At 56.1% G+C, this 25220-nt stretch carries 25 protein-coding genes; 13 read left to right on the forward strand and 12 right to left on the reverse strand.

What is annotated here, in order from left to right:
* Positions 1 to 25 precede the first annotated feature (25 nt).
* Positions 26 to 457 (reverse strand): type II toxin-antitoxin system VapC family toxin, encoded by a 432-nt coding sequence (locus JSS95_04450; protein ID MBS1799058.1) that lies wholly within the window; start codon positions 455 to 457, stop codon positions 26 to 28.
* Complete coding sequence (locus tag JSS95_04455; protein ID MBS1799059.1) at positions 454 to 927, reverse strand: hypothetical protein; 474 nt, start codon at positions 925 to 927, stop codon at positions 454 to 456. The genes JSS95_04450 and JSS95_04455 overlap by 4 nt, the downstream gene beginning before the upstream one ends.
* 74 nt (positions 928 to 1001) lie before the next feature.
* Here JSS95_04455 and JSS95_04460 point away from each other — a divergent pair, with 74 nt between their 5' ends.
* Positions 1002 to 1250: a hypothetical protein gene (locus JSS95_04460; GenBank protein MBS1799060.1), complete on the forward strand. Its 249-nt coding sequence runs from the start codon at positions 1002 to 1004 to the stop codon at positions 1248 to 1250.
* A 55-nt stretch (positions 1251 to 1305) separates the two neighbouring features.
* Here the strand turns inward: JSS95_04460 and groL are convergent, their stop codons facing one another.
* Both groL and JSS95_04470 read right to left on the reverse strand, forming a co-directional pair.
* Positions 1306 to 2976: a chaperonin GroEL gene (gene groL / locus JSS95_04465; protein MBS1799061.1), complete on the reverse strand. Its 1671-nt coding sequence runs from the start codon at positions 2974 to 2976 to the stop codon at positions 1306 to 1308.
* A gap of 125 nt (positions 2977 to 3101) precedes the next feature.
* Positions 3102 to 3395, reverse strand: coding sequence for a co-chaperone GroES (locus tag JSS95_04470; protein MBS1799062.1), 294 nt, complete (start codon positions 3393 to 3395; stop codon positions 3102 to 3104).
* Positions 3396 to 3746: 351 nt separating this feature from the next.
* Here JSS95_04470 and JSS95_04475 point away from each other — a divergent pair, with 351 nt between their 5' ends.
* Positions 3747 to 4319 (forward strand): Ig-like domain-containing protein, encoded by a 573-nt coding sequence (locus tag JSS95_04475; protein ID MBS1799063.1) that lies wholly within the window; start codon positions 3747 to 3749, stop codon positions 4317 to 4319.
* 5 nt (positions 4320 to 4324) lie between these two features.
* Positions 4325 to 5056, forward strand: a complete 732-nt coding sequence (locus tag JSS95_04480) for an SDR family oxidoreductase (GenBank protein MBS1799064.1) — start codon at positions 4325 to 4327, stop codon at positions 5054 to 5056.
* A gap of 6 nt (positions 5057 to 5062) precedes the next feature.
* Here the strand turns inward: JSS95_04480 and JSS95_04485 are convergent, their stop codons facing one another.
* Positions 5063 to 5503 carry a hypothetical protein gene (locus tag JSS95_04485; GenBank protein ID MBS1799065.1) on the reverse strand — a complete coding sequence of 147 codons (441 nt, stop codon included), beginning with the start codon at positions 5501 to 5503 and terminating at the stop codon, positions 5063 to 5065.
* Between the two features lie 104 nt (positions 5504 to 5607).
* Between JSS95_04485 and JSS95_04490 the strand changes: the two genes are divergently transcribed.
* Both JSS95_04490 and JSS95_04495 read left to right on the forward strand, forming a co-directional pair.
* Positions 5608 to 6168 (forward strand): sigma-70 family RNA polymerase sigma factor, encoded by a 561-nt coding sequence (locus tag JSS95_04490; GenBank protein MBS1799066.1) that lies wholly within the window; start codon positions 5608 to 5610, stop codon positions 6166 to 6168.
* Complete coding sequence (locus tag JSS95_04495; GenBank protein ID MBS1799067.1) at positions 6150 to 6518, forward strand: hypothetical protein; 369 nt, start codon at positions 6150 to 6152, stop codon at positions 6516 to 6518. The genes JSS95_04490 and JSS95_04495 overlap by 19 nt, the downstream gene beginning before the upstream one ends.
* On the opposite strand, the gene JSS95_04500 is transcribed toward JSS95_04495, so the two are convergent.
* Positions 6515 to 8131 (reverse strand): DHA2 family efflux MFS transporter permease subunit, encoded by a 1617-nt coding sequence (locus JSS95_04500; protein ID MBS1799068.1) that lies wholly within the window; start codon positions 8129 to 8131, stop codon positions 6515 to 6517. The two genes, JSS95_04495 and JSS95_04500, sit on opposite strands and share 4 nt — an antisense overlap.
* 55 nt (positions 8132 to 8186) lie before the next feature.
* Between JSS95_04500 and JSS95_04505 the strand changes: the two genes are divergently transcribed.
* Positions 8187 to 8657: a MarR family transcriptional regulator gene (locus tag JSS95_04505; protein ID MBS1799069.1), complete on the forward strand. Its 471-nt coding sequence runs from the start codon at positions 8187 to 8189 to the stop codon at positions 8655 to 8657.
* A 48-nt stretch (positions 8658 to 8705) separates the two neighbouring features.
* Here the strand turns inward: JSS95_04505 and JSS95_04510 are convergent, their stop codons facing one another.
* Positions 8706 to 9476 carry a class I SAM-dependent methyltransferase gene (locus JSS95_04510; GenBank protein ID MBS1799070.1) on the reverse strand — a complete coding sequence of 257 codons (771 nt, stop codon included), beginning with the start codon at positions 9474 to 9476 and terminating at the stop codon, positions 8706 to 8708.
* Between the two features lie 94 nt (positions 9477 to 9570).
* Positions 9571 to 9978, reverse strand: a complete 408-nt coding sequence (locus JSS95_04515; GenBank protein ID MBS1799071.1) for a cupin domain-containing protein — start codon at positions 9976 to 9978, stop codon at positions 9571 to 9573.
* Between the two features lie 120 nt (positions 9979 to 10098).
* Between JSS95_04515 and JSS95_04520 the strand changes: the two genes are divergently transcribed.
* The 6 genes from JSS95_04520 to JSS95_04545 all read left to right on the forward strand — a co-directional run bounded on the left by JSS95_04520 (position 10099) and on the right by JSS95_04545 (position 17876).
* Positions 10099 to 11505, forward strand: coding sequence for a dipeptidase (locus tag JSS95_04520; protein ID MBS1799072.1), 1407 nt, complete (start codon positions 10099 to 10101; stop codon positions 11503 to 11505).
* A 2-nt stretch (positions 11506 to 11507) separates the two neighbouring features.
* Positions 11508 to 12236 (forward strand): molybdenum cofactor guanylyltransferase, encoded by a 729-nt coding sequence (locus tag JSS95_04525; protein ID MBS1799073.1) that lies wholly within the window; start codon positions 11508 to 11510, stop codon positions 12234 to 12236.
* Between the two features lie 36 nt (positions 12237 to 12272).
* On the forward strand, positions 12273 to 13223 hold the full coding sequence (locus tag JSS95_04530) for an ATP-binding cassette domain-containing protein (GenBank protein MBS1799074.1): 951 nt from the start codon (positions 12273 to 12275) through the stop codon (positions 13221 to 13223).
* A gap of 343 nt (positions 13224 to 13566) precedes the next feature.
* The gene (locus JSS95_04535) at positions 13567 to 15072 is read left to right on the forward strand and encodes a sugar transferase (protein MBS1799075.1); all 1506 of its coding nucleotides are present in this window, start codon (positions 13567 to 13569) and stop codon (positions 15070 to 15072) included.
* A gap of 42 nt (positions 15073 to 15114) precedes the next feature.
* Positions 15115 to 16776: an NAD+ synthase gene (locus JSS95_04540; GenBank protein MBS1799076.1), complete on the forward strand. Its 1662-nt coding sequence runs from the start codon at positions 15115 to 15117 to the stop codon at positions 16774 to 16776.
* A gap of 5 nt (positions 16777 to 16781) precedes the next feature.
* Positions 16782 to 17876 (forward strand): thioredoxin domain-containing protein, encoded by a 1095-nt coding sequence (locus JSS95_04545; GenBank protein MBS1799077.1) that lies wholly within the window; start codon positions 16782 to 16784, stop codon positions 17874 to 17876.
* Positions 17877 to 17924: 48 nt separating this feature from the next.
* On the opposite strand, the gene JSS95_04550 is transcribed toward JSS95_04545, so the two are convergent.
* Complete coding sequence (locus JSS95_04550) at positions 17925 to 19232, reverse strand: NCS2 family permease (protein MBS1799078.1); 1308 nt, start codon at positions 19230 to 19232, stop codon at positions 17925 to 17927.
* 66 nt (positions 19233 to 19298) lie between these two features.
* Here JSS95_04550 and JSS95_04555 point away from each other — a divergent pair, with 66 nt between their 5' ends.
* Positions 19299 to 19802: a cupin domain-containing protein gene (locus tag JSS95_04555; protein MBS1799079.1), complete on the forward strand. Its 504-nt coding sequence runs from the start codon at positions 19299 to 19301 to the stop codon at positions 19800 to 19802.
* On the opposite strand, the gene JSS95_04560 is transcribed toward JSS95_04555, so the two are convergent.
* Genes JSS95_04560 through JSS95_04570 form a run of 3 tightly spaced genes read right to left on the reverse strand, consistent with a single transcriptional unit; the run spans position 19799 to position 25175 of the window.
* Positions 19799 to 22303: a hypothetical protein gene (locus JSS95_04560; GenBank protein ID MBS1799080.1), complete on the reverse strand. Its 2505-nt coding sequence runs from the start codon at positions 22301 to 22303 to the stop codon at positions 19799 to 19801. The genes JSS95_04555 and JSS95_04560 overlap by 4 nt on opposite strands.
* Positions 22304 to 22317: 14 nt before the next feature.
* On the reverse strand, positions 22318 to 23838 hold the full coding sequence (locus JSS95_04565; protein ID MBS1799081.1) for a peroxidase: 1521 nt from the start codon (positions 23836 to 23838) through the stop codon (positions 22318 to 22320).
* A 41-nt stretch (positions 23839 to 23879) separates the two neighbouring features.
* On the reverse strand, positions 23880 to 25175 hold the full coding sequence (locus JSS95_04570; GenBank protein MBS1799082.1) for a hypothetical protein: 1296 nt from the start codon (positions 25173 to 25175) through the stop codon (positions 23880 to 23882).
* Between the last annotated feature and the right edge of the window lie 45 nt (positions 25176 to 25220).

Here is a 25220-nt window from a genome sequence, read left to right on the forward strand (position 1 = left end):
AATAAAACAGAATGCCGCCAAACGTTCAATGGATTAGCTGGAGGGCGGTTTGGATGGAGACGATGAAGTGGATACCAGGAATCCGGAGCTTGTGCAGATCTTCATCGTTGGTCACGAACAGTTCAACTCCATAAGCAGCTGCGCATGCCAGTTGGATGGCATCGGGTGGCTTCACTCGGTGAGAGGCGCGGATGCTGGAATAAATGTCTGCGGCTCTTTCATCGAGAGGGACGATGGTCGCAACCTGTGTGATGGCCGATTTATATTGTTGCGCCAGAGGCTCGTGGTTATGGCGGCGCGGACCGGTCATGACTTCGCCAAGCGTCATTGTCGAAGTCACAAGATCGGAACCGGAAACCAGCATTTTTTGCCGCAACGAGCTTACTGGAGTACGGAATTGAGAATGCGCATCAAGTAGGTAGATGAAGAGATTGGTGTCCCAGAAAACGTGAGTCACTCCCACCCCTCCCGCAACTCGCGGACGTAGCGGTCGGCGTCGCCGAAGGTCCATGTGCCGGCGAGGGCAAGGATAGGGTCGAGCGAGAGATCGCCTGCGTTTTTGCTTTCCCAGGCGGCGTACCAGTCGAGGAGCTTGCGGTAGTCGGCAGAGAGGGAACTGGCTTCAGGCAGGCGACGCGCGCCGATGCGATGTGGGTCAACGGGGTCGCCACGGCGATAGAGGCGACGTAGCCCGTCAGGAGTCTCCATCAGCATGCAGAGCCGCGCGTTATTTGGCGGACGGTTCGCGACACAGTGCTGGTTAGCGTGCTGGTAGATGGTCATCGGTTGCCGCGAGGAAAGATGCTCAACTTCGACACGGTGAACGATCTCCTGAACGGAGAAGGCCTTTGTGCGGGGATGCTCACGGTGCAGGAGCGCCGTAGCGACCCAAACTGCGTCGGCGGCGGAGAGGTCAAGATGGAGCACGGCTTCCATCCATCTACCATATCATGTGCAGAATAGAATTTCATTGAATCTCGTGATATAGTCACGGAGAAGCCATGAATAAGTATCTGCCACTTTATCGCTGGCTTGCTGGTCAACCTGTCAACCTAACCGTGATCCCGATGGAATTCAAGCAAGTAGAACAAATCCTAAGTTGTCCTCTTCCTCCAACTGCGCGGAATCGAACTGCATGGTGGGCGAACAATCCACAAAGGCATGTTCAGGCAAACGCATGGCTTAGCGCAGGGTTCTCTACTGAAGATGTAAACCTGGCCGCTCAAACGGTGAACTTCGTTCGTAACTAAAGGAAAAGCCCCGGATTGCTCCGGGGCTTTTCCTTTGTGCTTGGTGGCTAGGGTTTTAGTACATGCCGTCCATGCCGCCGCCGTGGTTGTGGCCGCCGCCTGCGGGCTCCTTCTTCTCCGGGATCTCGGAGATCATGGCCTCGGTGGTGAGCATCAGGCCCGAGATCGACGCCGCGTTCTGCAGAGCAGTGCGGGTGACCTTGGTCGGGTCGATGACGCCGGCCTTGACCAGGTCCTCGTAGACGCCGGTTCCGGCGTTGTAGCCGAAGTTGTTCTCCTTCGACTCGTGGATCTTGCCGATGACGACCGCGCCCTCTTCGCCTGCGTTCGAGACGATCATGCGGAGCGGCTCTTCGATGGCGCGGCGAATGATCGAGGCACCGATCTTCTCGTCGCCTTCGAGACCCTTGATGACCTCGTCGACTGCGGACGACGCGCGAACCAGCGCCACGCCGCCGCCGGGGACGATGCCCTCTTCGACGGCCGCACGGGTTGCGTGCATTGCGTCTTCCACGCGGGCCTTCTTCTCCTTCATCTCGGTCTCGGTTGCAGCGCCGACCTTGATGACGGCGACTCCGCCGACCAGCTTGGCGAGGCGCTCCTGGAGCTTCTCGCGGTCGTAGTCGGAGGTGGTCTTGTCGATCTGCGCGCGAATCTCCTTCACGCGACCCTCGATCTCAGCGCCCTTGCCGCCGCCGTCGACGATGGTGGTGTTGTCCTTGTCGATGGTGACACGCTTGGCGGTGCCGAGGTCCTCGATCTTGACGGACTCGAGCTTGATGCCGAGGTCTTCGGTGATGGCCTTGCCGCCGGTCAGGATCGCGATGTCCTGGAGCATGGCCTTGCGGCGATCGCCGAAGCCCGGGGCCTTGACGGCAGCGACGTTCAGCGTGCCACGCAGCTTGTTGACGACCAGCGTCGCCAGAGCCTCGCCGTCGACGTCCTCAGCGATGATGATGAGCGGCTTCGCGGTGCGTGCGATCGACTCGAGCAGCGGGAGCAGGTCCTTCATCGAGGAGATCTTCTTCTCATAGATGAGGATGTAGGGGTTCTCGAGAGCGGCTTCCATGCGCTCTGCGTCGGTGACGAAGTAGGGCGAGAGGTAGCCGCGGTCGAACTGCATGCCCTCGACGACGTCGAGCTGCGTCTCCATGGTGCGCGACTCTTCGACGGTAATGACGCCGTCCTTGCCGACCTTCTTCATCGCCTCGGCGATGATGGTGCCGATCTGCGCATCCGAGTTGGCCGAGATGGTGCCCACCTGAGCGATCATGTCGCCGGAGACGGGCTTCGACAGCTTGCTCAGAGCGCCGCCCTGCACAACGCCGTGCTCATCACGCTTGCCGATGATGGCCTCAACAGCCTTGTCGATGCCGCGCTTCAGCGCCATTGGGTTTGCACCGGCGGCGACAGTCTTGACGCCCTCGCGGTAGATGGCCTGCGCCAGAACGGTTGCAGTGGTGGTGCCGTCGCCAGCGACGTCGGAGGTCTTCGATGCAACCTCACGTACCATCTGCGCGCCCATGTTCTCGAGCGCGTTGCCGAGCTCGATTTCCTTGGCGACGGTCACGCCGTCCTTGGTGATGGTGGGCGAACCGAACTTCTTCTCGATGACGACGTTGCGGCCCTTGGGGCCGAGCGTCACCTTGACTGCGTCGGCGAGCGTGTTGACGCCACGCAGGATCGCCTGACGCGAATCTTCTCCATGCAGAATCTGCTTTGCCATTGTGTTGCTCCTGTTACCGGCATCTAGCCGGATAGAAATTTTGAAATTGCTGCGGATTGATCCGCTGGTTCAGTTTTTCAGTGCAGCGGGGGAGGCGGCGAAGCCGCGTCTGCTGCATGCAATGCCTACTTGAGGATGCCGAGGACTTCTTCTTCGCGCATGATCAGGAGCTCTTCGCCATCGAGCTTGATCTCGGTGCCGGAGTACTTGCCGAAGAGGATCTGGTCGCCAGCCTTGACGTCGAGCGGGAAGACCTTGCCCTCGTCGTTCGACTTGCCTTTACCCACGGAGATAACTTCGCCCTGCTGTGGCTTCTCCTTGGCGCTGTCGGGGATGATGATGCCGCCACGGATGCTTTCGCCTTCTTCCACGCGGCGGACCAGGATGCGATCGTGCAGCGGTGTAAATGTCTTCGCCATTGCTTACATCTCCTCAGTTACGAATTGGCCGGGCGGGCTTGCCGTCCGGGTTTGCGGCACACGCATGAATCCGGTGTCTACGCCGGGTTCACCGCAGAGTTGTCTGGAAGTGCCGCCGGATGCCTGAACCTTCATAGCCCTTGCGGGTCGTGCATCGGCGGCAGGCTTAGCACTCAAGCCTTCCGATTGCTAACGATAGAGGAGTCTTCTCCGCGTGTCAATCCAGAAGGTGTAAAATGTGAGTGAAAGTCGCGCAGATGTGTGTGTAGAATGAGACTATTCTAAATGGTTGGAAATAAACGAGATGCTGGGAAGGTGTCTGCAAATAAACAAAGGCGTAAGATGGTGAGCATGATGTTTCGTCGCAACAGTTGGCTCCGTCTCGCGTTGGTTACGATCTCGGTTGTTGTAGCTTCTTCCTGCCTGCTGGCGCAGAGTTCGCCTGTAAAGCGTGGGCGCAAGTACAAGCCACCACCGGAGACTTCGAAGATCACCGTGCAGGTGACGAAAAAGTTCAACGGCAAACCGATCATGAATGCTGCTGTCATCTTCAATCCCTATGACAGCAACGGTAAAGACATCGGCAATCTTGAGGTAAAGACGGACCCCGAGGGCAAGGCGACGATCGACATTATTCCTACGGGATCGCTGGTACGCGTCCAGGTGATTGCGAACGGCTTTGCCACCTATGCTGAGGACTTCCAGATCGACGAGCCGTCTCGAGAGATCGATATCGCTATGCTCCGTCCGCAGGAGCAGGTTTCGTCTTACGTCGACAACTCAGGCAAGTCCTCCACGCGCAAGGCGGGAGTGCAGGAGCCCATCCGGTCTAAGTCTGCGGACAAGACGGCGCAACCTCAAGCCAAGCCCAATACTGCTCCGCCTCCCGCTCAGAGCACAACGCCTACCGCACCGCAGCAATAGCCGTCATGACCTTGAGACCCCTCGCAGGTAAGACTGCGGTTGTAACCGGTGGAGCGAAACGTATTGGACGCGCCATTGCCCTTGAGCTTGCACAGAGGGGCGCATCGGTTGCGATCACCTATCTCGGCTCACAGCGCGAGGCAGAGCAGACGGTCCGAGACGTTGCCGCATTCGATGTCGACGCGCTCGCTATCCGCTGTGACCTTCGTGAACCTCACGCTATCGAAGCCATGGTTGCCGAGGTTGCTGGAGAGTTCGACCGCATTGACCTGCTTGTGAACAACGCAGGCATGTTTGAGTCGATCGCGCTTGAAGCGATCACACCCGAGTTGTGGGACCGGATGTTTGCAACCAACACACGAGCGCCGTTCCTGGTGGCTCGTGCGGCTCATCCCCATCTGAAAGCCGTGCAGGGACGTATTGTGAACATCGGTTCGCTTGGCGGACTGCACCCCTGGGCGACACACGGCCACTACTGCACCTCGAAGGCGGCGCTGCATATGCTGTCGGAGACGATGGCGAAGGCGTGGGCGCCGGAGATCAGCGTGAACTGCGTTGCGCCGGGGATGATCGTTCAGGGCGAGGTGGAAGAGGCCTATGAGCACTTTGCGCAGAAGACACCCATGCAGAGAAATGGTACGGCGGCGGATGTTGCCTCAGCAGTGCTTTACTTCGCGACGGCGCCGCACTTTATCACCGGGCAGTTGCTGACGGTCGATGGCGGGCTTGGTTTGTAAAAGAAGCTAACGGGGCTGGTCGATCTCCATGCCGAAGCGCGATAGTTCGCGCTTCTGCATGTGGTAGTCGATAAAGAACCCGATGCCGATGGCCAGAGGGATGAGACCGGCCGCGGCTCCAGCGAGGACATTACGTTCGCTAACAATGTAGCGGAGCGTTGTGAAGAAGAGGATCAGCCCAATGCCCGAAGAGACGAGGACGATACCGGCACGGCGAGCATTGCTCAGACTGCGTAAGGGGTCTTTCGGAGCGCGGTCGACCTCGTTGGGTTTGCCGAGAACCTTCTCGATGTCTTCGACGGACATGCCGCGGGCGAGCATCGCCATGCGCTGGTCGGCGCGAATGCGTTTGTTGTGAATATCGGACCAGATGCCGGCGACGATTGCCACGATGGCGACTGCGAATGCCCCGAGGGGAATGATGAATGGCGTAAAAAAGACTCCCATTTTGGATAAGCCTCCCTTTCTGCCAGCGTTAGACAACAGAGGCTTGTTTAAGTTTCATGCATCGTGGTGAAACTTTTAGTAAGCTTCGAGGTCTAACGTTGCCGGTGAGCTTCGATCTCAGCTTCGAGCAGGTAGTGCGCGAGAACCAGGCGATGGTCTTCCGTACGCTTTATCGGCTGACAGGAAGCCGCGAGCATATTGAAGACCTGGCGCAGGAGGTCTTTCTGCGACTGTACAAGGCGCTTCCAAATTTCCGCGGCGAGTCGCTGGTCGCGACGTATATCTACCGCATTGCCGTCAACGTCGCACAAAATGAGTGGAAGCGGAGGAAGCGCTCGGACCGGCCGCTGGTCTCGATCTCCGAGGAGAAGAGTACCTGGGAAGACCGGCTCGAACATCCTGACCAGAATGCAGAGCAGCAGATGGAAGAGCATGAGCTTCGTCTAAGAGTTGAGGGGCAGTTGCAGGAGCTAAGCGCCGTGGAGCGGAGTGTTCTGGTTCTCTATCACCAGGAGGAGCGGAGTTATGAGCAGATTGCGCTGGCGCTCAATATGCCGATTGGAACGATACGAACGCATCTGCATCGCGGAAGAAAGAAACTGCGTGAGCGGCTGCAGGAGATGCAGGGAGCCGAAAGGAGGACGCCATGCCCGGTGAAGAGTTGACGCCTGAAGAGATGGACGCTCTTGTCCGCAAGATGGAGGAGCGGGCGCTTGATGAGCGCATCGTTCGGGAGCTGGAGCGGGTGCCGGAGATCTCCGCGACGATCCCGTCTGATTTTGCTGCAAGGGTTGCGGCGCAGGTCCCAGCGCGGAGGGAGATCACTGTAACTCCGACTCACTACGGCAGAACTGCGATCTGGATCAGCTTTGGGGTGTTGTTTGTGGCGTTGGTGGCGCTTTCAACCTATAGCTTCGTAGCTTCAACGATCGGCGCAGCGGTGGAAACGTTCTTGTGCGTGCAGTTTCTGGCGATTGCAGTGTGGATCGGAGTTCGCCGCTGGAGAGCTTCCTAGTGGCCACCGAGGGCTTCGGGGTCGGGCTTGGAACGCTTGTCGGGCAGGCGCATGATGAAGGGTAGCGGCGCGAGGCACAGGATGATAACAGAGAGCACGAAGAAGGCGTTCTTGTAGCTCAGCATGGAAGCCTGACGCAACATCTGCTGATAGGCGCGGCCAACAGCGAGTTGAGAGGCCTGGGCGGCGGACATGCCGTGGGCCATGAGTTGATGCGTGACGCTAGCGATGTACATGCGGTATTGCGGGCTGCCCTGAACGACGTTTGCGGCGAGCGCAGTCTGGTGCACCTGGGCGGTTCGTGCGATGAAGGTGGTGAGAAGCGCTGTGCCTACGCTGCCACCCAGGTTGCGGGCAAAGTTCGACAGGCTGGATATCTGGTTGGTTTTACTCGCGGGTACGCCGACGTAATTGAGTGTACTGATGGGGATGAAGATGAAGGGAAGGCCGATAACCTGAAGCATGCGCCAGAGGGTAACGGTCCCGAAGCTGGTATTAAGGTCAAGTCGCGTTAGGTTGTAGATTCCGGCGGCTGTTGCGATGTAACCAAGGGTGACCATCAGGCGGGGATCACCTTTTCCAAGCGTGCGTCCGGCGATTGCCATCATGATCATCATGACGAAGCCAGCCGGTGACAATACCATTCCGGCGCGCTCGGCAGTATAGCCAAGCAGTATCTGGAGGTATTGGGGAATGAGAACGGTGCTGCCGAAGAGGACCATGCCGAGGATAAGTTGCAGGAAGACGGCTGTTCCGAAGTTTCGGTTACGGAGCAGCTTGAGGTCGACGATGGGATGGGAGTGGTTCCACTCCCAGATGGCGAAGATGATGAGCAGAACGGTAGCGAGAGCGGCAAAAGTTACGATCATTGGCGAACCGAACCAGTCCTTTTCCTGCCCTTTATCGAGCGTGAACTCGAGGAAACCTACACCTGCGGCGACGAGGCCGAGGCCGAAGAAGTCGACCTTCTCGCGGCGGGCTTCGATCATGCGCGCGTTGAGATGCGGCGGATCTTCGACCATGCGGTTGGAGAGATAGAGCGAGAGCAGGCCGACGGGAAGGTTGATGAAGAAGATCCAGTGCCAGTTGAAATTGTCGGTGATCCAGCCTCCGAGAGTTGGGCCGATTGCGGGTGCTACGACGACGGCCATGCCGTAGACGGCGAATGCCTGGCCACGCTTTTCAATCGGAAAGGTGTCGGCCAGGATGGCCTGCTCGCTGGGAGCGAGGCCTCCTCCGCCGGCGCCCTGCAAGATGCGCGCGAAGACGAGGAAGGGAAGCGTTTGTGCAATGCCGCAAAGAAGAGAGCAGATCGTAAAGAGAGCGACACACGCCATGTAAAAGCGCTTGCGTCCAAAACGATTGGAGAGCCATCCCGAGATGGGGAGGACGACAGCGCTTGAGACGAGGTAGCTGGTCAGGACCCAGGTGGCCTCTTCCTGGCTGGCCCCAAGGGTCCCGGCCATATGGGGCAGTGCGACGTTTGCGATGGAGGTATCGAGGACCTCCATAAACGTTGCCAGCGTGACAGTGAGGGCAACCGCCCACGGATTGTGGTGGGGCTTCCAGACGGCTGGAATGCCGATCGAGGATGTGGCCGCGGCCGAAGACATATCAGGTAGCTGATATGATATCAGGGATCTGATATGTTGAAGGGCAGGCAGAGCAGTGGGAAAAGAAGAAGCAGAGCGAAGGTACGGCGAGACGCGGCGGGCAATCCAGGGAATGAAGCGCATCTTGCTGAGGTTTCGCGCGCAGATGGACGAGCAGCTTCGCCCGCAGCGGGTGACGATTGCTCAGATGCAGGTTCTGTTCGCCATCCGCAGCGCTCCGGGCAGCTCAGGCGCGCAACTGGCTCGGTCGTGCTACATCACACCCCAGACGACGCAGGCGTTATTGAAGCACCTGGAGCGGGGCGGTTTTATCGTGCGCGGCAAGCATGCGATCAACGACCGGATCGTGACGGCGAGTGTGACTCCAGCGGGGGAGAGGCTGGTGAAGTCGGTGGAGAAGGAGGCGGCGGTCCTACAAGAGAAGATTTGGAAGGGAATCTCGGATCGCGAGCTTATGCAGATCAATGGGTTGCTGGAGCGGTGCCTGGAGAACCTTGGCGGTATAGACGAGGCGATGTCTGCATAGCAGAACGAGAGCCCTGGTGACATCTCATCCTCTTCGACGTGCTTGTCGCTATGACTTTGCGGCGAATCTGAGCCTTACATAGTCGGCTGTCCAGTTGCCGTGGCCGTCGCGCAGAACCGGTTCAAGCAGGGAGACAGTATGCGCGATTGCCTGGGTTCGATGGTTTGTGGCCAGTTGATCGAGTACGCCGTTTCGAAAGGTTGTAAGCCATGCCTCCATCCCATTCGGGAGTGGTGTAGGACGAGGAATAAGCTCGATCGATTCGACGGTAAATCCTGCCTGTTCGAGGAGATGGCGATAGACGGCAGGCGAAGGGTAGAACGATGCGGCAGCGGTCTCGGTGTCGATGCCGTAAGGTGCCAGGGCGGCGGAGAGGGCGGTCCGGATTGCGGCAATGTTGCCCTGACCACCCATCTCGGCGATGAACCGGCCTCCAGGCTTGAGTGCGCGGTGTACTCCAGCGAGCAGTGCAGGATGACGGTCTTCCGAGAGCCAATGAAGGGCTGCATTGGAGAAGACCGCGTCGAACTGATGATGGTAGGGAAGAACGTCGGCGCTGTGATGTTCAACGCGGAGTCCGCGAGCGCGAGCAGCCTCGAGCATGGATGGAGAGTTGTCGACTCCGATGACGGTAGCGCCAGTAGAAGCCAACTGTGCAGTGAGCGCGCCATCGCCGCAACCGAGGTCGAGGATGTGTTCTGCGTGCCGTGGGTCAAGCATCTGCACGACTGCCGTAGCGAGGTTGGCAACGAAGCGCCCGTTGGCTGCGTAGGCTTTGGTGTCCCAGCTTTGTTGAGAAATGGGCGGAGTTGAGCTCATGCTTCTATTGTGATCTGGCGGAGGCGCTGACGCGAGCAGGATAAGCACTTTTCAAGGCGTTATAAGCAGCTCGCATGATTCCGATGTCATAGTGTCAACTGCCGTAGCCTCGATGCTTCATCGCCTTCAGCTTTTCTTCATCGGGCCAGGAGATGGTGAGAAGAAAGGCGGAGTCCTCCACTGCCTCGACCTCGTGTTTAATGGACGCGCCAAGGGTGATGAGGGTTCCGGCACGCAGGTCGTGGGTGTTTCCCTGGGCGATGAAGTGGATGCGTCCTTTGAGTACCTGTACGGAGATGGTGCCGTCGGCGTGGTGCTCCTTCATCTTTGAGCCGGGCTCCATCGTGATGAGGACTGCCCTGAAGTCTTCCTTCTTGAAGAGTGTCTTGGCATAGTGGCCTGTCGGCCATGGCTTCTTGCGCTCGGAGGCGGATATTTCACCGGGAAGGTCGAAGCTGGCAAAGGTGTCGATCATGTTGCCGTCAGCTTGTGAGGTGGTCATACAGGTGCACTCCCTTCAGCTTTTGAAGATTTAGATGCAGCCATTCTGCCAGAACGATGCCAGTTTCATATACTTATGGTTCGCACGCCCTCTGGAGGGAAGTTGCAAGGAGCGAACGGTATGACAGGTAACACAAAAGCTGCGGTTGAGTTTGCGCAGCAGAATGGCGTGCGCTTTGTAGAGGAGTTGAAGGCGCTTCTGCGTATTCCTTCGATTTCGACGTTACCCGAACATGCATCCGATGTGCGTAAAACGGCACAGTTTGTGGCGGATGAGCTTCGACGCATCGGGATGGAGAATGTGCGGCTGATTGAAACGGTATCGGCGGAGCATCCCGCGGGCCATCCACTGGTTTATGCCGATTGGCTGCACGCAGGCGCTGGGGCGGTGACGGTCCTTTGCTATGGACATTATGATGTGCAGCCGGCGGAGCCGCTCGATGAGTGGAAGTCTCCGCCGTTTGAACCTGATGAGCGAGATGGCAACTTGTATGCGCGTGGGGCGGTAGACGACAAAGGCCAGATGTGGATGCATGTCAAGGCGCTGGAGTCGCTGTTTGCCGCGAATGGCGGAAGGCTCCCAGTCAACGTGCGCGTGATTGTTGAAGGCGAGGAGGAGGTTGGGGGCGAGGGAATCGCGCGATTCGTACGCGAACATGGCGACCAGTTGAAGGCCGATGTCGCAGTCGTGAGTGACACGGAGATGTTTGCGCCGGATCTGCCTACGCTTTGTGTCGGACTGCGTGGGATGATCTACACCGAGGTCGAGGTTCGAGGAGCGCGCACCGATCTGCATTCGGGAATGTATGGCGGAGCCGCACCGAATCCTTTTGTTGCTCTGGCGCATATCATCGCGAAACTGAAGGACGAGAGCGGGCGCGTACTGGTGCCGGGGTTCTACGACAAAGTGGCCAAGCCGTCAGCGGACGAGTTAAGGGCATGGAAGGCGCTGCCCTTTGACGAGGAGCACTACCGCCAGACCGAGGTGGGATCGGGCGAATTGACCGGGGAGCCAGGCTATAGCGTGCTGGAACGAACATGGGCGCGGCCTACGCTGGATGTTCACGGCATGCCGGGAGGATTTATCGGGGCTGGGGCGAAGACAGTGATTCCGGCGAAGGCGGTTGCGAAGATCAGTATGCGGCTCGTCCCTGACCAGACGCCTGCGGAGAGCTTTGCTGCATATAAGACGTATGTTGAGTCGATTGCTCCGAGGGGAGTACAGGTTGAGGTGCGTTTGATCCATTCAGGAGACGCTATTGTGGTTTCTACCGACAACCCTTACGTAAAGGCTGCGACCGGTGCAATGCGCGAGGTCTTCGGCAAAGAGACTGTGTTTGTTCGTGGCGGAGGGTCGATTCCGATTGTTGGAGACTTCGTGCGAGAGCTAAAGATTCCTACACTGCTGATGGGGTTTGGGTTGCCGGATGACAACCTGCATGCCCCGAATGAGAAGTTTCACCTTGCTAACTTCCATCGCGGGATTGAATCGCTGGTGCGTTTCTTTTCGGGCATCGGCAAGGGATGACAATGAGCGGCTTGCTGGAGAATTTTGCAGCGTACATTCTTGCAGGCGGCCGCAGTACGCGCATGGGCCAGGATAAGGCGATGCTTGAGTTGGCCGGGAGGCCGCTGGTGGAACATGCAGTAAGAAAGCTGCGAAGCATTACTCCCGATGTTTGCATTTTGAGCGGCAACCCTGCGATGGCAAGGTTTGCGCCGCCGGTTGCCGATCTTCATGTGAACTGTGGACCTTTGGGGGGGATTGAAGCGGCGCTCTCAGATTCAAAAAAACATTGGGTGTTGATTGTGCCGGTGGATACGCCATTTGTTCCAGCAGCTCTGCTGAGGTATTGGGCGAACGATGTTTTGCGGCGCAGAGATGCGCGGGTCTCTCTGTTTGCTGTAGACGGCGCGGTACAGCCGGCGCTCTGTCTTGTGCATCGCGATCTTGCTTCTTATGTGCGGGAGTCATTGGAGGCAGGCAGGTTGAAGCTTTTTCCGGAGCTTAAGGGTGCGGCGGAGCAGTTGGCTACAAGGATGGACGCGAGGATTGAAGACGTGTTGCTTGTACGGAAATGGGATGAGGAAGCGGCGGCAAAATTCTTGAAAGAACTTGAAAGCGCGGGCAGCGATGGCGCTATCACCGCGGCGCAACGAGTAGCCCTGCCGGTGTGGTTTTCCAATCTCAACACTCCTGATGAGTTTACCGACGTGGAACGATATGCTGACGCTCTTGAGGAGCAATCCAGATATTGACAAGGACGAATGCAACAATAGTGCAAGAGGGCCCCGATGGCGGACGAGAGACAACGAGAGGATGGCTTGACGCATGTGCCGGACGACGGGGGGAACGTGTCGTCTGCTGACAACACGTCTTCGTTGACATCGGACATCTCGTCGGATGTCGCTCCTGTAGTGGAAGAGTTTATGGGACAGGCGGCGCAGCAGAATGAAGCTGCCGCCGACGCCGTGTTGGACATCCACGAGAATCCTCGTCCGTATATTTCGTTTGAGCACGTATGGAAGTCATTTGGGAAGTTTGTTGTCCTGGAGGATGTCAGCTTTTGCGTGATGCCGGGGGAGACCCTTTGTATTCTTGGCCGCAGCGGAGTTGGAAAATCGGTTTCGTTGCAGATGCTCATGGGGTTTCTCAAGCCCGATAGCGGAACGATTCGAGTGGCAGGCGACGATATTGCCGGGTATACCGAGTCGGAGATGCAGGCAATCCGACGCAAGGTCACGATGGTTTTCCAAAATGGAGCGCTGTTCGATTCAATCTCTGTTGGTGAAAATGTGGCGTTTCCTCTAAGAGAGAGAGGCGACCTTAGCGAAGAGCAGATATTACAGGTCGTTAAAGGGCTGCTTGAGATGGTTGGCGTTGCGGGGATGGAGAACCTTCTGCCCTCAGACCTTTCTACAGGGATGAAGCGTTCGGTTGCTATTGCGAGGGCATTAGCGGCGCAGCCTGAGGCAATATTGTATGACGAGCCCACAACGATGGTTGATCCGTTGATGGCCCACCTGCTAGGTGACCTTATTGAGCGGCTGAAGCAACAGTTGCATCTGACCAGTATTGTTGTGACGCACGATATGCGTTTTGCCAAAAAGCTGGCGGACCGCGTCGTTTTTCTGCATGCGGGAAAAGCCCACTTTTTTGGAACGATGCAGGAGATGGAAGAGAGCGACGACCCGGTTCTGAAGGAGTTTCTGACCTTAGACGAACTTGTTGTTCCTGTTGTTTAAGCGTGTGCATTGCGTCAGCCAAGCGCAGAGCCCCAGATTTCATACAGGCTGGCAACCAAAGAATGAGTTTATCAATCACACAAGGGTGTTAACTGTAATCGCTACTCCCCAAACGTGTCATTCAAGGGTGATTGCAAGTGTATGTTAGCGGCAATTATTCTTTTCTTATAGTTAGGCAGAGGGTGAAGCCGCTTAGCTAGTCCGAGATTGCTGGCATATATGTTGGCCACTGCATCAATGCTGATGCCAAACTGGATTTTGATTGTTGTTCTTGATGGGAAGGTCTGCATTTTTGCAGTCTCTAACCGGTTGAGCCTGGGAATGTACGTGAAAGGCGTTCAAAATGGCGACACCAGATTACCTCCAGCAAGTTATCGTCTCGGGACACAGAACGCGAGGTCATAGCGTATCCAGGTTTGGAGTTTTCCGCCGGCCATCGGTGACAAGCCTGGTCTGGGCTTCGCTGGATCTGATGACAGTATTGCTGGCTGCCATTCTTGCGTTACGTTTGAATGCTGCGGTTCCAGCGGGCGTACAGACATTCACGGCTGCTACGCCGCATGTGATTCAAGCATCCCCCCGCGCTCTGGTCCTTTATCTATGCTGGTTTGCTGGCTGCGTCGTATTTCTGACCAGATCTTACGGTTTGTATGGACAGATCCAGCACCGTAGCGGCCTCCATGAACAGCGCATGACAATTCAAGGGGTACTAACCTCGGGGCTGCTTCTCTGCGGGGCCCTCTATCTATTTGAAGGTGCGGCGATTTCGCGCGCCGTAGTTATGTCGACGGTGGTGCTTTCGACGGTATTGCTGTGTGTACGGCGCGCGCTATGGCGACGCATCGTCTATCGCCGCTGCCGGGAAGGTATTCAAACGCGTAACGTTATGATCGTCGGCGCAGGGCGTGTGGCCCATGCGCTGAGGAACCACCTCGACTCATTGGAGCATCTGGGGTTTCGCTTCAAGGGTTTTGTTGCTCTAACCGAGCGCGAGGCTGAGAGTGGCGATGCCGACGTGATTGGCGATGTGCGCAACTGCGTATCGCTGGCACGCTCGCTCTTTGTGGATGAGATATTTTTCTCCGTTCCAGGTGACAAGAAACTGGTTATCGGCATGGTGGAAGAAGCACGGCAGGCTGGAATTGACGTGCGTGTTGTGCCTGACCTTTACGACGGTCTGGCATGGAATGCTCCCGTGGAATATATCGGGCAGTTCCCAACGATTCCGCTCCATCGCAGGGACTTTCCGATTGGAGCATTTTTGTTCAAGCGCGTACTCGATATCACCGTATCTTCGATTGCGCTCGTTGTACTTTCGCCGCTGATGCTGGCGATCGCCATTGCAGTCAGATTGGATTCCGATGGCGCCATCTTTTACCGTGCACAACGCATAGGGAGGAAAGGCCGGACCTTCACCTGCTATAAGTTCCGCACGATGGTGGCGAATGCAGACAAACTGAAGGAGCAGTTGGCCCACATGAACGAGCGGGACAGCGTTCTGTTTAAGATTGCCAACGATCCACGCGTGACACGGATGGGCGCATTTTTGAGGAAGTATTCGCTGGATGAGCTGCCTCAGTTCTACAACGTTTTGCGAGGAGATATGAGCGTTGTAGGGCCACGACCGCCGATTGCGAATGAAGTGGAGCAGTATGACCTGTCGCATCTGAGGCGCCTCAACGTGCTTCCCGGCATTACGGGACTATGGCAGGTTGAAGCACGGCAAGACCCGTCGTTTGACAGCTATATCTCGCTGGATACCGCATATGTGGAAAATTGGAGCCTATGGCTCGATATGAAGATACTTGCCCGAACCATTGGAGTGGTCTTCAGCGGCACTGGAAGCTAAGGCAATTCCACGCGAGGCGGGGCAAAGCGTTAGACTTACGATGTGAAGATAGCTCTGGCGCAGATCAACCCCACCGTTGGCGACTTTACCGGAAATACGAAAAAGATACTTGAGTTTGCTGAGCGCGCAGCGGAGCAGGGCGTCGATCTTGCCGTGTTCCCCGAGCTTGCGATATGCGGATATCCTCCGGCTGATTTTCTTGAAAAGCAGGCGTTTGTCGATCAAGCGGTACAGGCTTTGCATGAGCTCACGGACTGGACAGCAGCAGGTAATCGCCCTCAACTGCTTGTAGGTACAGTGCTGCCGGCGGATGGGCCTGTGGGGAAGCGTGTGCGCAATGTTGCGGCGTTGCTAAGGGGAGGCAAGGTTGCTTTTATTCAACAGAAGATGCTGCTGCCGTTTTATGACGTCTTCGACGAACAGCGCTACTTTGAACCTGCTTCGTCGCAGGCGTTGATTGATCTGGACGGCAGCCCAATCGCTATTACGATCTGCGAGGATGCGTGGAATGATAAGAACTTCTGGCCGCGCCAGCTCTATCCGGTTGATCCTGTCGATGCGTTGATGCAACAAGGAGCGGCCGACAACGCGCCGCGAATGATCCTCAACATCTCTGCTTCTCCGTACTGGCAAGGGAAGCCTGCCGTACGGCAGCAAATGCTGGCGGCGATCGCTAAACGCCATAGAGCTTATGTATTGATGGCAAATCAGGTTGGAGGCAACGACGGCCTGGTGTTTGACGGTTCTTCGATTGTACTTTCGCCCGAGGGAGATGTTATAGCACGCGGCGCGTGTTTCGAAGAGGACATGGTTATCGTTGACACGGAAGCTGTTTCACAGGCAACGACCGCGGCTTGTGACGATACGGCAGAGATCTGGCAGGCGTTGGTCCTTGGGACACGGGACTATGTGAGAAAGTGCGGTTTCAGCAAGGTGCTAGTTGGTCTGAGCGGAGGTATCGATTCGGCTCTGGTAGCCGTGATCGCGGTTGAAGCACTTGGTGCGGAGAATGTGGTTGGGGTGGGCATGCCGACGGAGTATTCGTCGCTTGGCTCAATTGAAGATGCGCGAAGCCTGGCGAAGAATCTTGGGATACGGTTTGAATTACTGCCGATTCACGATGTCTTTGCCCAGTTTCAGTCTGTGCTGGCACCGCTTTTTCAAGGGACGGCTTTTGGGCTTGCAGAGGAAAACCTTCAGCCGCGAATTCGTGGCACGCTGCTGATGGCGCTTTCTAACAAGTTTGGCGCGCTGGTACTGACGACCGGTAATAAGAGCGAGATGGCTGTGGGCTACTGCACTCTGTATGGCGACATGGTGGGTGCACTGGCTGTGATTGGTGACGTCTACAAGACACGGGTCTACGCTTTGTCACGATATGCCAACAGGGCGAAAGAGATTATTCCGCGCAATACGCTGGAAAAGCCTCCTTCGGCGGAGCTGCGTCCGGGGCAGCTCGATACGGACTCGCTTCCACCCTACAATCTTCTCGACCCGATCCTTGAGGCGTATGTTGAGCGGTATCTTTCAGCAGAAGAGATCGCGCGCGAACAGAACGTGGATGAAGGGTTGGTGCAGTCGGTGCTTACGTTGGTTGAGCGGAGCGAATACAAACGTCAGCAGGCCGCTCCCGTCTTAAAGGTGACGCAGAAGTCGTTCGGCACTGGGCGAAGATTTCCCATAGCCGTTAAAGTTCAGGTTTAATAACAATGCAGTATTTGATCTTGCGAAGGAAGGGTTCCTTGAAGAAAAGAGCTATCGTTTTATCGGCAGTGTTCGCAGCATCGGTTTGCGCAGCTTCGATCAGTCAGGCTCAGGCAGGAGCCGCGGCGGCTGCTCAACCAGCATCTCAGGCGGCGCCCGCTCCCAAGCCTCCGTTGCAGTTGCAGTCGCTCGATCCTTCGAGCCGCCCCGATCCGTTTCCACCGGTCAATGCCAAGTACTTTACGGCTGCTACACCAACGGTCGACACGGTTAATGCGTTCTTGAAAGCCCTATGGGGCTACGATCCGAACCGTATCTGGCGGGTCGAGGCTATACAGACTACACAGGCGCCCGGTGTCAGCAAAGTCATCGTGTTTATCTCGGACAAGAGTCCGAATGCAAAGGTTGCTTCCTCATCGTTCTTCGTAACGCCGGATGGAAAACATGCCATTGCGGACAATTCCAACGTAATCAACTTTGGCGCGACCCCATTTGCAGATACCCGCAAGCTGCTGCAGGACAGGGCAGACGGCGCTTATCGCGGTGCGGCAAGCAAGGACCTGATGCTGGTGGAGTTTGCCGACCTGCAATGTCCGCACTGCAAAGAGGCGCAGGCAACGATGGATAAGCTGGCGCAGGATTTCCCGAATGCGCGCATCGTGTTTCAGAACTTTCCGCTCGTAGAGATTCATCCGTTCGCGCTTAAAGCTGCGGAGTACGGCTACTGTATTACGAAACAGAAGAACGATGCGTTCTTTACCTATGCGTCTGCGGTTTTTGACAACCAGGCAGCGCTGACTCCGGATGCGGGCGATAAAACGTTAAAGGATGCGGTGACCAAGGCGGGTCTGGATCCAGCGGCGATTGACGCCTGTGCAGCAACGGAGCAGACGAAGAAGGCCGTTGAGGCATCGATTAAGCTGGCGCAGGATGTTGCGGTTGAGCAGACACCGATGCTGGTGGTGAATGGCCACATGCTGCCGCTGAATGGTGTGCCGTATGAGACGTTGAAGACGGTGATCTCTTATCAGGCGGCGCAGGACGGAGTAAGCACAGGGGCTGTAGCCCCGAGAACTCCGCCAACGCTCGGCAGTCGATGATGAAGAAGGCATTTACTGCAAGGGCCTCGGGTTGATCGAGGCCCTTTTCTATGCTCGATGAAGGAAAAACAGCCGGAGAAGAAAAAGCAGAGCGAGCAGATAGAGCATCCAGCTTGAACGTTTCGCCCGGCCGGTGAATATCTCGAGAGCGGCGAAGCTGGTGAGGCCGAAGCTGAGGCCGTCTGCAATCGACCAGGTGAGCGGGATTGTGGTTACCGTCAGGAACGCCGGGATCGCGATGACGGGTTCGTTCCATTCGATCTTTCCCAGACCGGTAAGCATGAGTCCGCCGACGAGGATGAGCGCTGGCGATGTCGCAAAGCTGGGGATGGCGCCCAGCAAAGGAGCAACAAAGAGAGAAAGTGCAAAGAGGAGTCCAGTGACGATTGCGGTAACGCCGGTCCGTCCTCCTGCTGCAACTCCAGCTGAAGATTCTATGTAACTGGTTACGGTGCTTGTGCCTGTGAGTGAACCGAGAATTGTCGCGGTGGCATCTGCAAAGAAGATGCGATTGAGGCGAGGAATGCTGTGTTTCGCCGTCATCAAATTGGCGCGGTCCGCAACCGCGACTAATGTGCCGATGTTGTCGAACAGGTCGACAAATAAAAAGACAAAGACAATTTCGGCCGCGCCGATGTGCAGTGCGCCAGAGATATCGAGATGAAACGCAGTTTCGCGGAGTGCCGACAAGTTGTACGGGATGGGCTGCCAGTGGACCTGTCCGAAGAGCAATCCAACGCCCATGGTTCCCAATACGCCAATCAGCATAGCGGCTCGTACTCGGAGCGCCTGTAGCACCGCAATAAGCACAAGCCCAAAGAGTGCCAACGCTGTGGCGGGTGTTTTCAGGTTACCGAGTGCGACAGTAGTCGACGGATTCGGGACGATGATACCTGCGTTTCGGAAGCCGATAAAGGCGATGAAGAGGCCTATTCCGCCAGCGACGGCTGCATGGAGTTGATGAGGAATTGCGCTGACAAGCAGCTGGCGAATGCCGGTAAACGTGAGGATCAAAAATATGATGCCAGAGAGGAAGACTGCTCCCAGTGCGGTCTGCCAAGGGACGTGCATTGCCTTAACGACGGTATAGGTGAAGTAAGCGTTCAGCCCCATTCCTGGCGCGAGAGCCAGAGGATAGTTGGCCAGCGTCCCCATCAGTACACTGCCAAACGCGGCACAAAGACAGGTTGCTACGGTAACTGCTGCAATCGGCATCCCGGTTTCGTGCAGGATGGCTGGATTGACGAAGATGATGTACGCCATCGTGATGAACGTCGTAAAGCCGGCGAGGATCTCTGTGCGCCAGTTTGTGTGCCGTGCAGAAAAACCGAAGTAGTGTTCAAGTTTGGAGCGCATTTGTGGTGGATCGTCCGCTGAATAAAATGGGATGGGTATCATCAGCATACCGTGAAGGGAAAAGCGATGACTGCGGAAGATGTGAAGAAACTGCTGCGCCTGGAACCACACCCTCGGGAGGGCGGATGGTTCATGCAGACTTATGCGGCCGTAGAGAGCATTCCTGTGCAGACATTATTCGATCGCTACAACGGAGCGCGACGACTCTCTACAGCGATTTTTTACCTGCTGGAGCCGGATACCTTTAGCGAGATGCATCGACTGCGTTCCGATGAGATGTTCCACTTTTATGCTGGCGATGCGGTCGAGATGCTGCAACTGCTGCCAGGAGGAACAGGGAGGTCGATTGTGATTGGGAACGACCTCCTGCGCGGACAGAAGCCGCAGGTCCTGGTGGAGCACGACGTGTGGCAGGGGGCGAGGTTGATTCCAGGCGGGGCCTGGGCGCTGCTTGGCTGCACGGTCGCTCCAGGGTTTGAATATGAAGACTACGATTCGGCCAGCCGCAGCGAACTCACGGCCCTGTGGCCGGAGTTCGCTGGACAGATTGCAGAGCTTACGCGCCGTTAGAAGGTCTTCAGGTATTCGATCAACGCGCGCTTGTCCTCATCGCTTAGCGGCGGCTCTTCAGCGAAGTAGCTTGTGCCAAAGTAGTGACCGCGGTTCACGACAAGGTCAGGACATTTGCTCAGCTCCATAAGCGGTCCCTGAAGGTCGACGAATGCTTTTTTAACATCATCGTCTGTTGCGTCCGGGGGAAGGTTCTTAAGTGTATTTTTGGCTTGAACCAGAACTTCGAGCACTCGTTTTTGATAGGCGGCGCGTTGAATAGGATCGTGAGTCTCGGGAACGACGTTCAGGTTCGCGAGAAGCCCGACGGGTATTCCTTTGGGGATAGGGCCGATCTGTATGCCGTCTTCGCCGAAGAGCCATGGGGCGAAACGCGCGAGAGGTCCGCGAAGCGCTTGCAGAAAGTCGGGGAGATAGCCGCTCGCAACGCGAAGGTAGCTACGGTCGGTTGTACGGTCGATCGTTCCGGGAACCTTATTGCCGAGGACGGAGTCGGTTTGCCTCTTCTCGGGCCAGAGCAGTTGCTCGATCGAGTCCTGAAAAGAATCTAGCCGGGCTTCGACGGATGGACTCGAGTTGAATCTTCCGAGGCTGTTGTTCAGAAGAAAAGGAGCCGTTGACCAGATGCTGATGAGTGAAGGCGGACGAGTATATCCTCGACCTCCCGCTGGAAGCGTGTATGGTTTTGGCTGACCCGTAAACGGATCGTAGATGGTGATTGTGCCGGCGGAGGGAAGATCCTTGTAGGACTGTGAAGAGAAGTTGTCCCAGATATTTCCCCCGATGGCATTTGTGGCAAGCGGACTGCACGCATTGGTTTGCAATAGTGTGACTGGAACACGTAGCTCGGTCGACAGATAGTTACCTTGTGTAAAGTCTGGTGCGAGGACAATCTGACGCATCTTGCTCTTGTAGTCTTCTGTCTTGGTCCACTCCCAGTATCTGTTCCAGCAGTCCATGTAGCCTGAACCGGCGCAATTTGCGGGGTCCGCATTTGGAGGAGGAGTGGGATACTTGCTGGAATGGCAGCGTGCGCAGCGTTCAGCGAATGCGATCTTGCCTCGTTTGAGAACTGCCTGATCTTTTGTAATGTGCGCGAGGCCGCCAGGAGCGTCTTTCAGCAGGTGTGGATCCGTGCTCTTCAGGAAGAAGAGCGCCATGTCGAGCGTCTGGTTCTCGGTCGCCTCGTAATAGGCGGAGTTGTTACGGGCATCGATAACTTTGATGGGTGTTACTTCCTTACCGCCAATCAGCGCGTTGAAATGCAGCAACCACTCTTCACTGAATGTGCCAATGTTCAGATAGACGCGATTGAGCGCGGCCAGCGCCCCAACGGAGTCTGACCCGTCCTTCAAGACGCGCGGAGTTTGAACGATATCGGGCGCTGTGTAAAGCCGCGTCAGTGGGCCTGAGGAGACGTAGTCGTTGAATTGCTTATTGTCCTTCTGTCCATCCGCAAGACGTTCCTTGCCCCAGCGAAGGGCCTGATCGAGCCGCGGCCCAAGTGCGTACACGGCATTCATTGTTCGCGGATTATTGATGTTATCGGTAGAGATCAGCGAGGTATCAAGCGTGCCGGGCCGGGAAGTATGGAAGAGTTGGAATATGTAGCTGCTGGACTCCGGGCTCCAGTCGAAGATTCGATCGATCCAGAAATACTGCGCGCCGACATTGGAGCTGAGGTTCTCCCACTTGGGATTGTTCGGATCGGCAGGAGGTTTCACCGGATTGGGTCCTACATGGCAGAAGCCGCATGACATGCCGACCCGGTAAGGGCGAATCAGGTCTTTTGAGAGGTAGTACTTCGGGTCGGTGTAATAACGATTCGCATCCCACTTCTTCTGCGCAGCTGCATCGAAATCGGGGTTAGGGAAGAGGCGCAATCCTACGATTCCCGTGGCATACCCGTAGTACGAGCCGGCGTCGATATTCTTTCCGCGCGCGCCAATCTTTACGCCTGGATACTTCTGTTCGTTCTCGAAGGGATCCGAACCGCATTTGGGATCACGATGATCGAGCCAAAGACCATAGCGGTTGGGATCGGGGCCAGTTGCTTTGACCATGCAAGGCTCGTTCAGCAGGCCAAGATATTCCCAGCGGTTGTCGCGGGTCGCCTTCAGTGTGGGATAGGAAGAGATGGTCTTCAGAAAGTCGAGGTTGCCTACACTGGTCTTCGTCAGGAAATCCCACATGCGATCGTTGCCCGCAGCCCATACAATCCAGGTATTGCGGCCCTTAATCTCATCTGGGGTGAGAGCAATTCCGCCATCCATGTCGTGGAAATAGTCTTCGTCGGCCGCAGGAAAACTGCTTGCAGGGCGATTAGCAAGACGTGCCTCATCCTTCACATGACCTGGAATTCCAGAAACGCCAGGAGTTCCATTGCAGCCCTGCAGAAGCGTCAGGAAGGCAACTACACAACCTCCAACAGCTAAACGTGCTGCCTGCGCTGGCAGAGATAAGGTAATTTTGAAGAGCCGATTTCGATCAAAGCCTTGCATCACTATCCCTCCATTTACGAACTAGTGCCAACGCGCGCAATGTATCGAAGCGCACGAATTCCAGGTAGAAAGAAATATGCTCCGCCGCGCACAGTAACGAAACGGGGAATGTTGTGAATCTGTTGCCGCAGGCCGGCATCCGTTGGGAGCGAAAATCGACTGGCCGGACATCCAGCCGCAGTCTGGCGAATACCAACGAGTGGGTCGTCTTCATCTCGCAGCCCATCGAAGGTTGTGCTTTGAAGCCACGAGCCCTGAATGAATTCAAACTGGCGCCCTATGTTTGCATTAAGACAGATGAAATGAAGCCCACTGGCAGGCTCGTTAGGTATAGGCGCTGCTTTGCGTTGGTCCTGCGTGAGTGGAGGCCCGTATTCGCGGCCACGCCGAATAAGACGATGAAAACGTGTCGATGCGACTCGGTCGAAGTGCAGAGGGGCCGGGTCTTTACTGAGAACCCTGTTGAGTGCCAGAATACGAGACAGCCTTCCTAACGCTCCCCGTGGAGTATCGGAAGGGAGATCGATGTTACGCGGATTTGCTCTACGGATATGCGAACCGAAGGGACACAGAACTCCTTGCGGGTCCGAATCAAAGGTAAATTGATTGCGGCGTATATCATCCGCAGCAGGACCGACGCCTTCGATGGGTTCATTCGACTGTGGGGGAAGCGATTCTCCGGACATGCGACGCCCGACAAACAACTCTGCGAGTTTTTGTGCGTGATCCGAATCCCCGCCGGTTTGCTCGTTGAGAAACTGCCAGAATCCATGGACATCCTGATCGAGTTGACGCATGACCAGATAAGTTCCGTTTCGGCCTAAATCCTTCTTGGCTGGCGCATCTTCAGCGTTGGGGAGATCTGCAGTTGAATTTTCAAGTATCGGGCGAGTGGTGTATCTGCCGTACTCATTTGGATATCCGAGCACGAATTCGCCAAGCATGGAGAGGTTCCCATAGCTGAGCTTGTCACCAGAGGAATCGCGCCTCCTCTCCCAATCGACTGCCGGGTTGCTGACGCCATCAACAAATCCGAAGGGCTCGACGCCGCCCATATTGGTCGTAACCAGAGTGCGCAACAGAGCAAAGCCCGAGCTCTCTACCTGCGACTCAATCGTATTTTTCCATTCGTGGAGGGACGACTGCTCATAGAGCAGGACAACGATGTCTGGCACTGAGCTCTGTTGTCCCCATAACCATTGATCGGGAGAGTTTGCTCCAACGTCGCCCAGCCTGCGCGAGCGATTGTCTTCGCCTGTCATGCCGGAGATGAATTCAGGCGAAAAGGCATTGATGACTTCTTCTGGAACGCGTAATTTTTTCAACCCTTGAGCGGTAATAGCGATCTGTAATGCACGAGATGGCGGAGGGTTTTGTGTCTCCGCAGTTGTAACAGGTGCTTGTCCAAGCCATCTTGATGCAGATGCAGACTCGTCGATGCGAAGCAGCAAAAAGCAAGCCTGTGTGAGCTTGCCGTAGCCAAAGCGTAGCAGGCCTTGCATGTCCTTAAAATCGTCGTTGGATAAGGGAGCCACTGCTGCTAAATACTCCTTTCAACGTTGCCAACGTCTATCTTCTAAAAGAGACCTATCCACTGTTGCAATGCTCTATCGCTCATCCAAGGCTGTTCCAGACCAGAGCGGATTCGCGCATTACGCTCTTTATCGCAAGCTGTAAGATTTGGTGTTGCGTTATACCACACCTGGGTCGGCAACTGATGCCGCCGTAAATAGTCCTTGAAGGTCAACTCGTCCTTTGCGCCATTGGCGATGAGCCAATCTGTTTTGGGATAGCCGAGGCCATTGCTGAAGACAACGTTCAGTCCCCAGGCCACTTTGTTGATAAAGTCGCCCATGTATGCTTCGAGGCTTCCGTCGTAATTACTCGCGAAGAACGCACGCTTGTGATCGTCGAGGAACACCCAGCGGGCGAATTGAATGGTGACGACACGCGCCAGGAATCCTCGATTGAAGACGTGTCGAGCCGTGTAATCGATTGCGAGGAATACCGTAGCAATCGTCCAACGGCGAAACGAGCCTGGTTTGAGATTGCCATATGCGCTGAATTGGTTCGTAACGAGATGATCTTCAATCCTTGCTAGATCGTGATTGTGATCCGCCCTGGGGCGTGGAGCAATCACGGGATCGGTTTTTTCATGGATGCGAAGCTGGATTAAAAAGAATGGAAGGTAGAGCAGAATGAGCGGCAAGAAGAGAAGAAGCAGCAATGGGATGCCGATACAGTGCAAGATGTTCTTAATCCGCCAACTCAAAGGTGTCGGAGGTTCAGGAGTTAGCGTGATTCGACCTGCCGTCTGCTCTTGTTCGACGAAACGATGTAACGCGTCCCAGACCTGCCTTGGACTGGAGCCGCTGAGATCCGTCGCTTCGATCCGCTTCCCCAGTGCCTGGTACAAAAGTTCTTCTTCATGCACTTGCACTAGGGTGCGGCCAATCCAATTGACATATGAGGCAGATGCGCGTGCGTTATGAGCGTGTAGCCATGAGGTCAGGTTCGCCACTGTGGGAGGAGATACGCAGTTTGAAAAGATGCGTACGAGACCGACACCCGCGATGGAGACAAGATCACCGATAAAGCGGTCCACCTCTCCATCGAAATCGCAGAGCAGGGCGAGGGACTTTCCACTCGCTGCTATAGGGTCTCCGTATGCAAGAAGGTCATCTCTGGTTGCGTCTTCCAGAATCACAAACCGAGCAAAGTGAAGAGTATCGATCTCATGAAAGGGGACTAAGGCGTTGGTTGGATCGTACGTGCCGGGTTGAGACGTCATGCTGGCCAAGAGTGAACGCAGTTCATTCTCGTGGCTTGGAGCAATGGAAGCAACGATCATGATGTTGGCTTGGGGAGTCATTGTGTTTGTTCCGTCGTACTCTCGCAAACGATGGAGCCCGGGAAA

This window comes from Acidobacteriota bacterium (assembly GCA_018268895.1).
In the GTDB taxonomy this organism is placed as follows: domain Bacteria; phylum Acidobacteriota; class Terriglobia; order Terriglobales; family Acidobacteriaceae; genus Edaphobacter.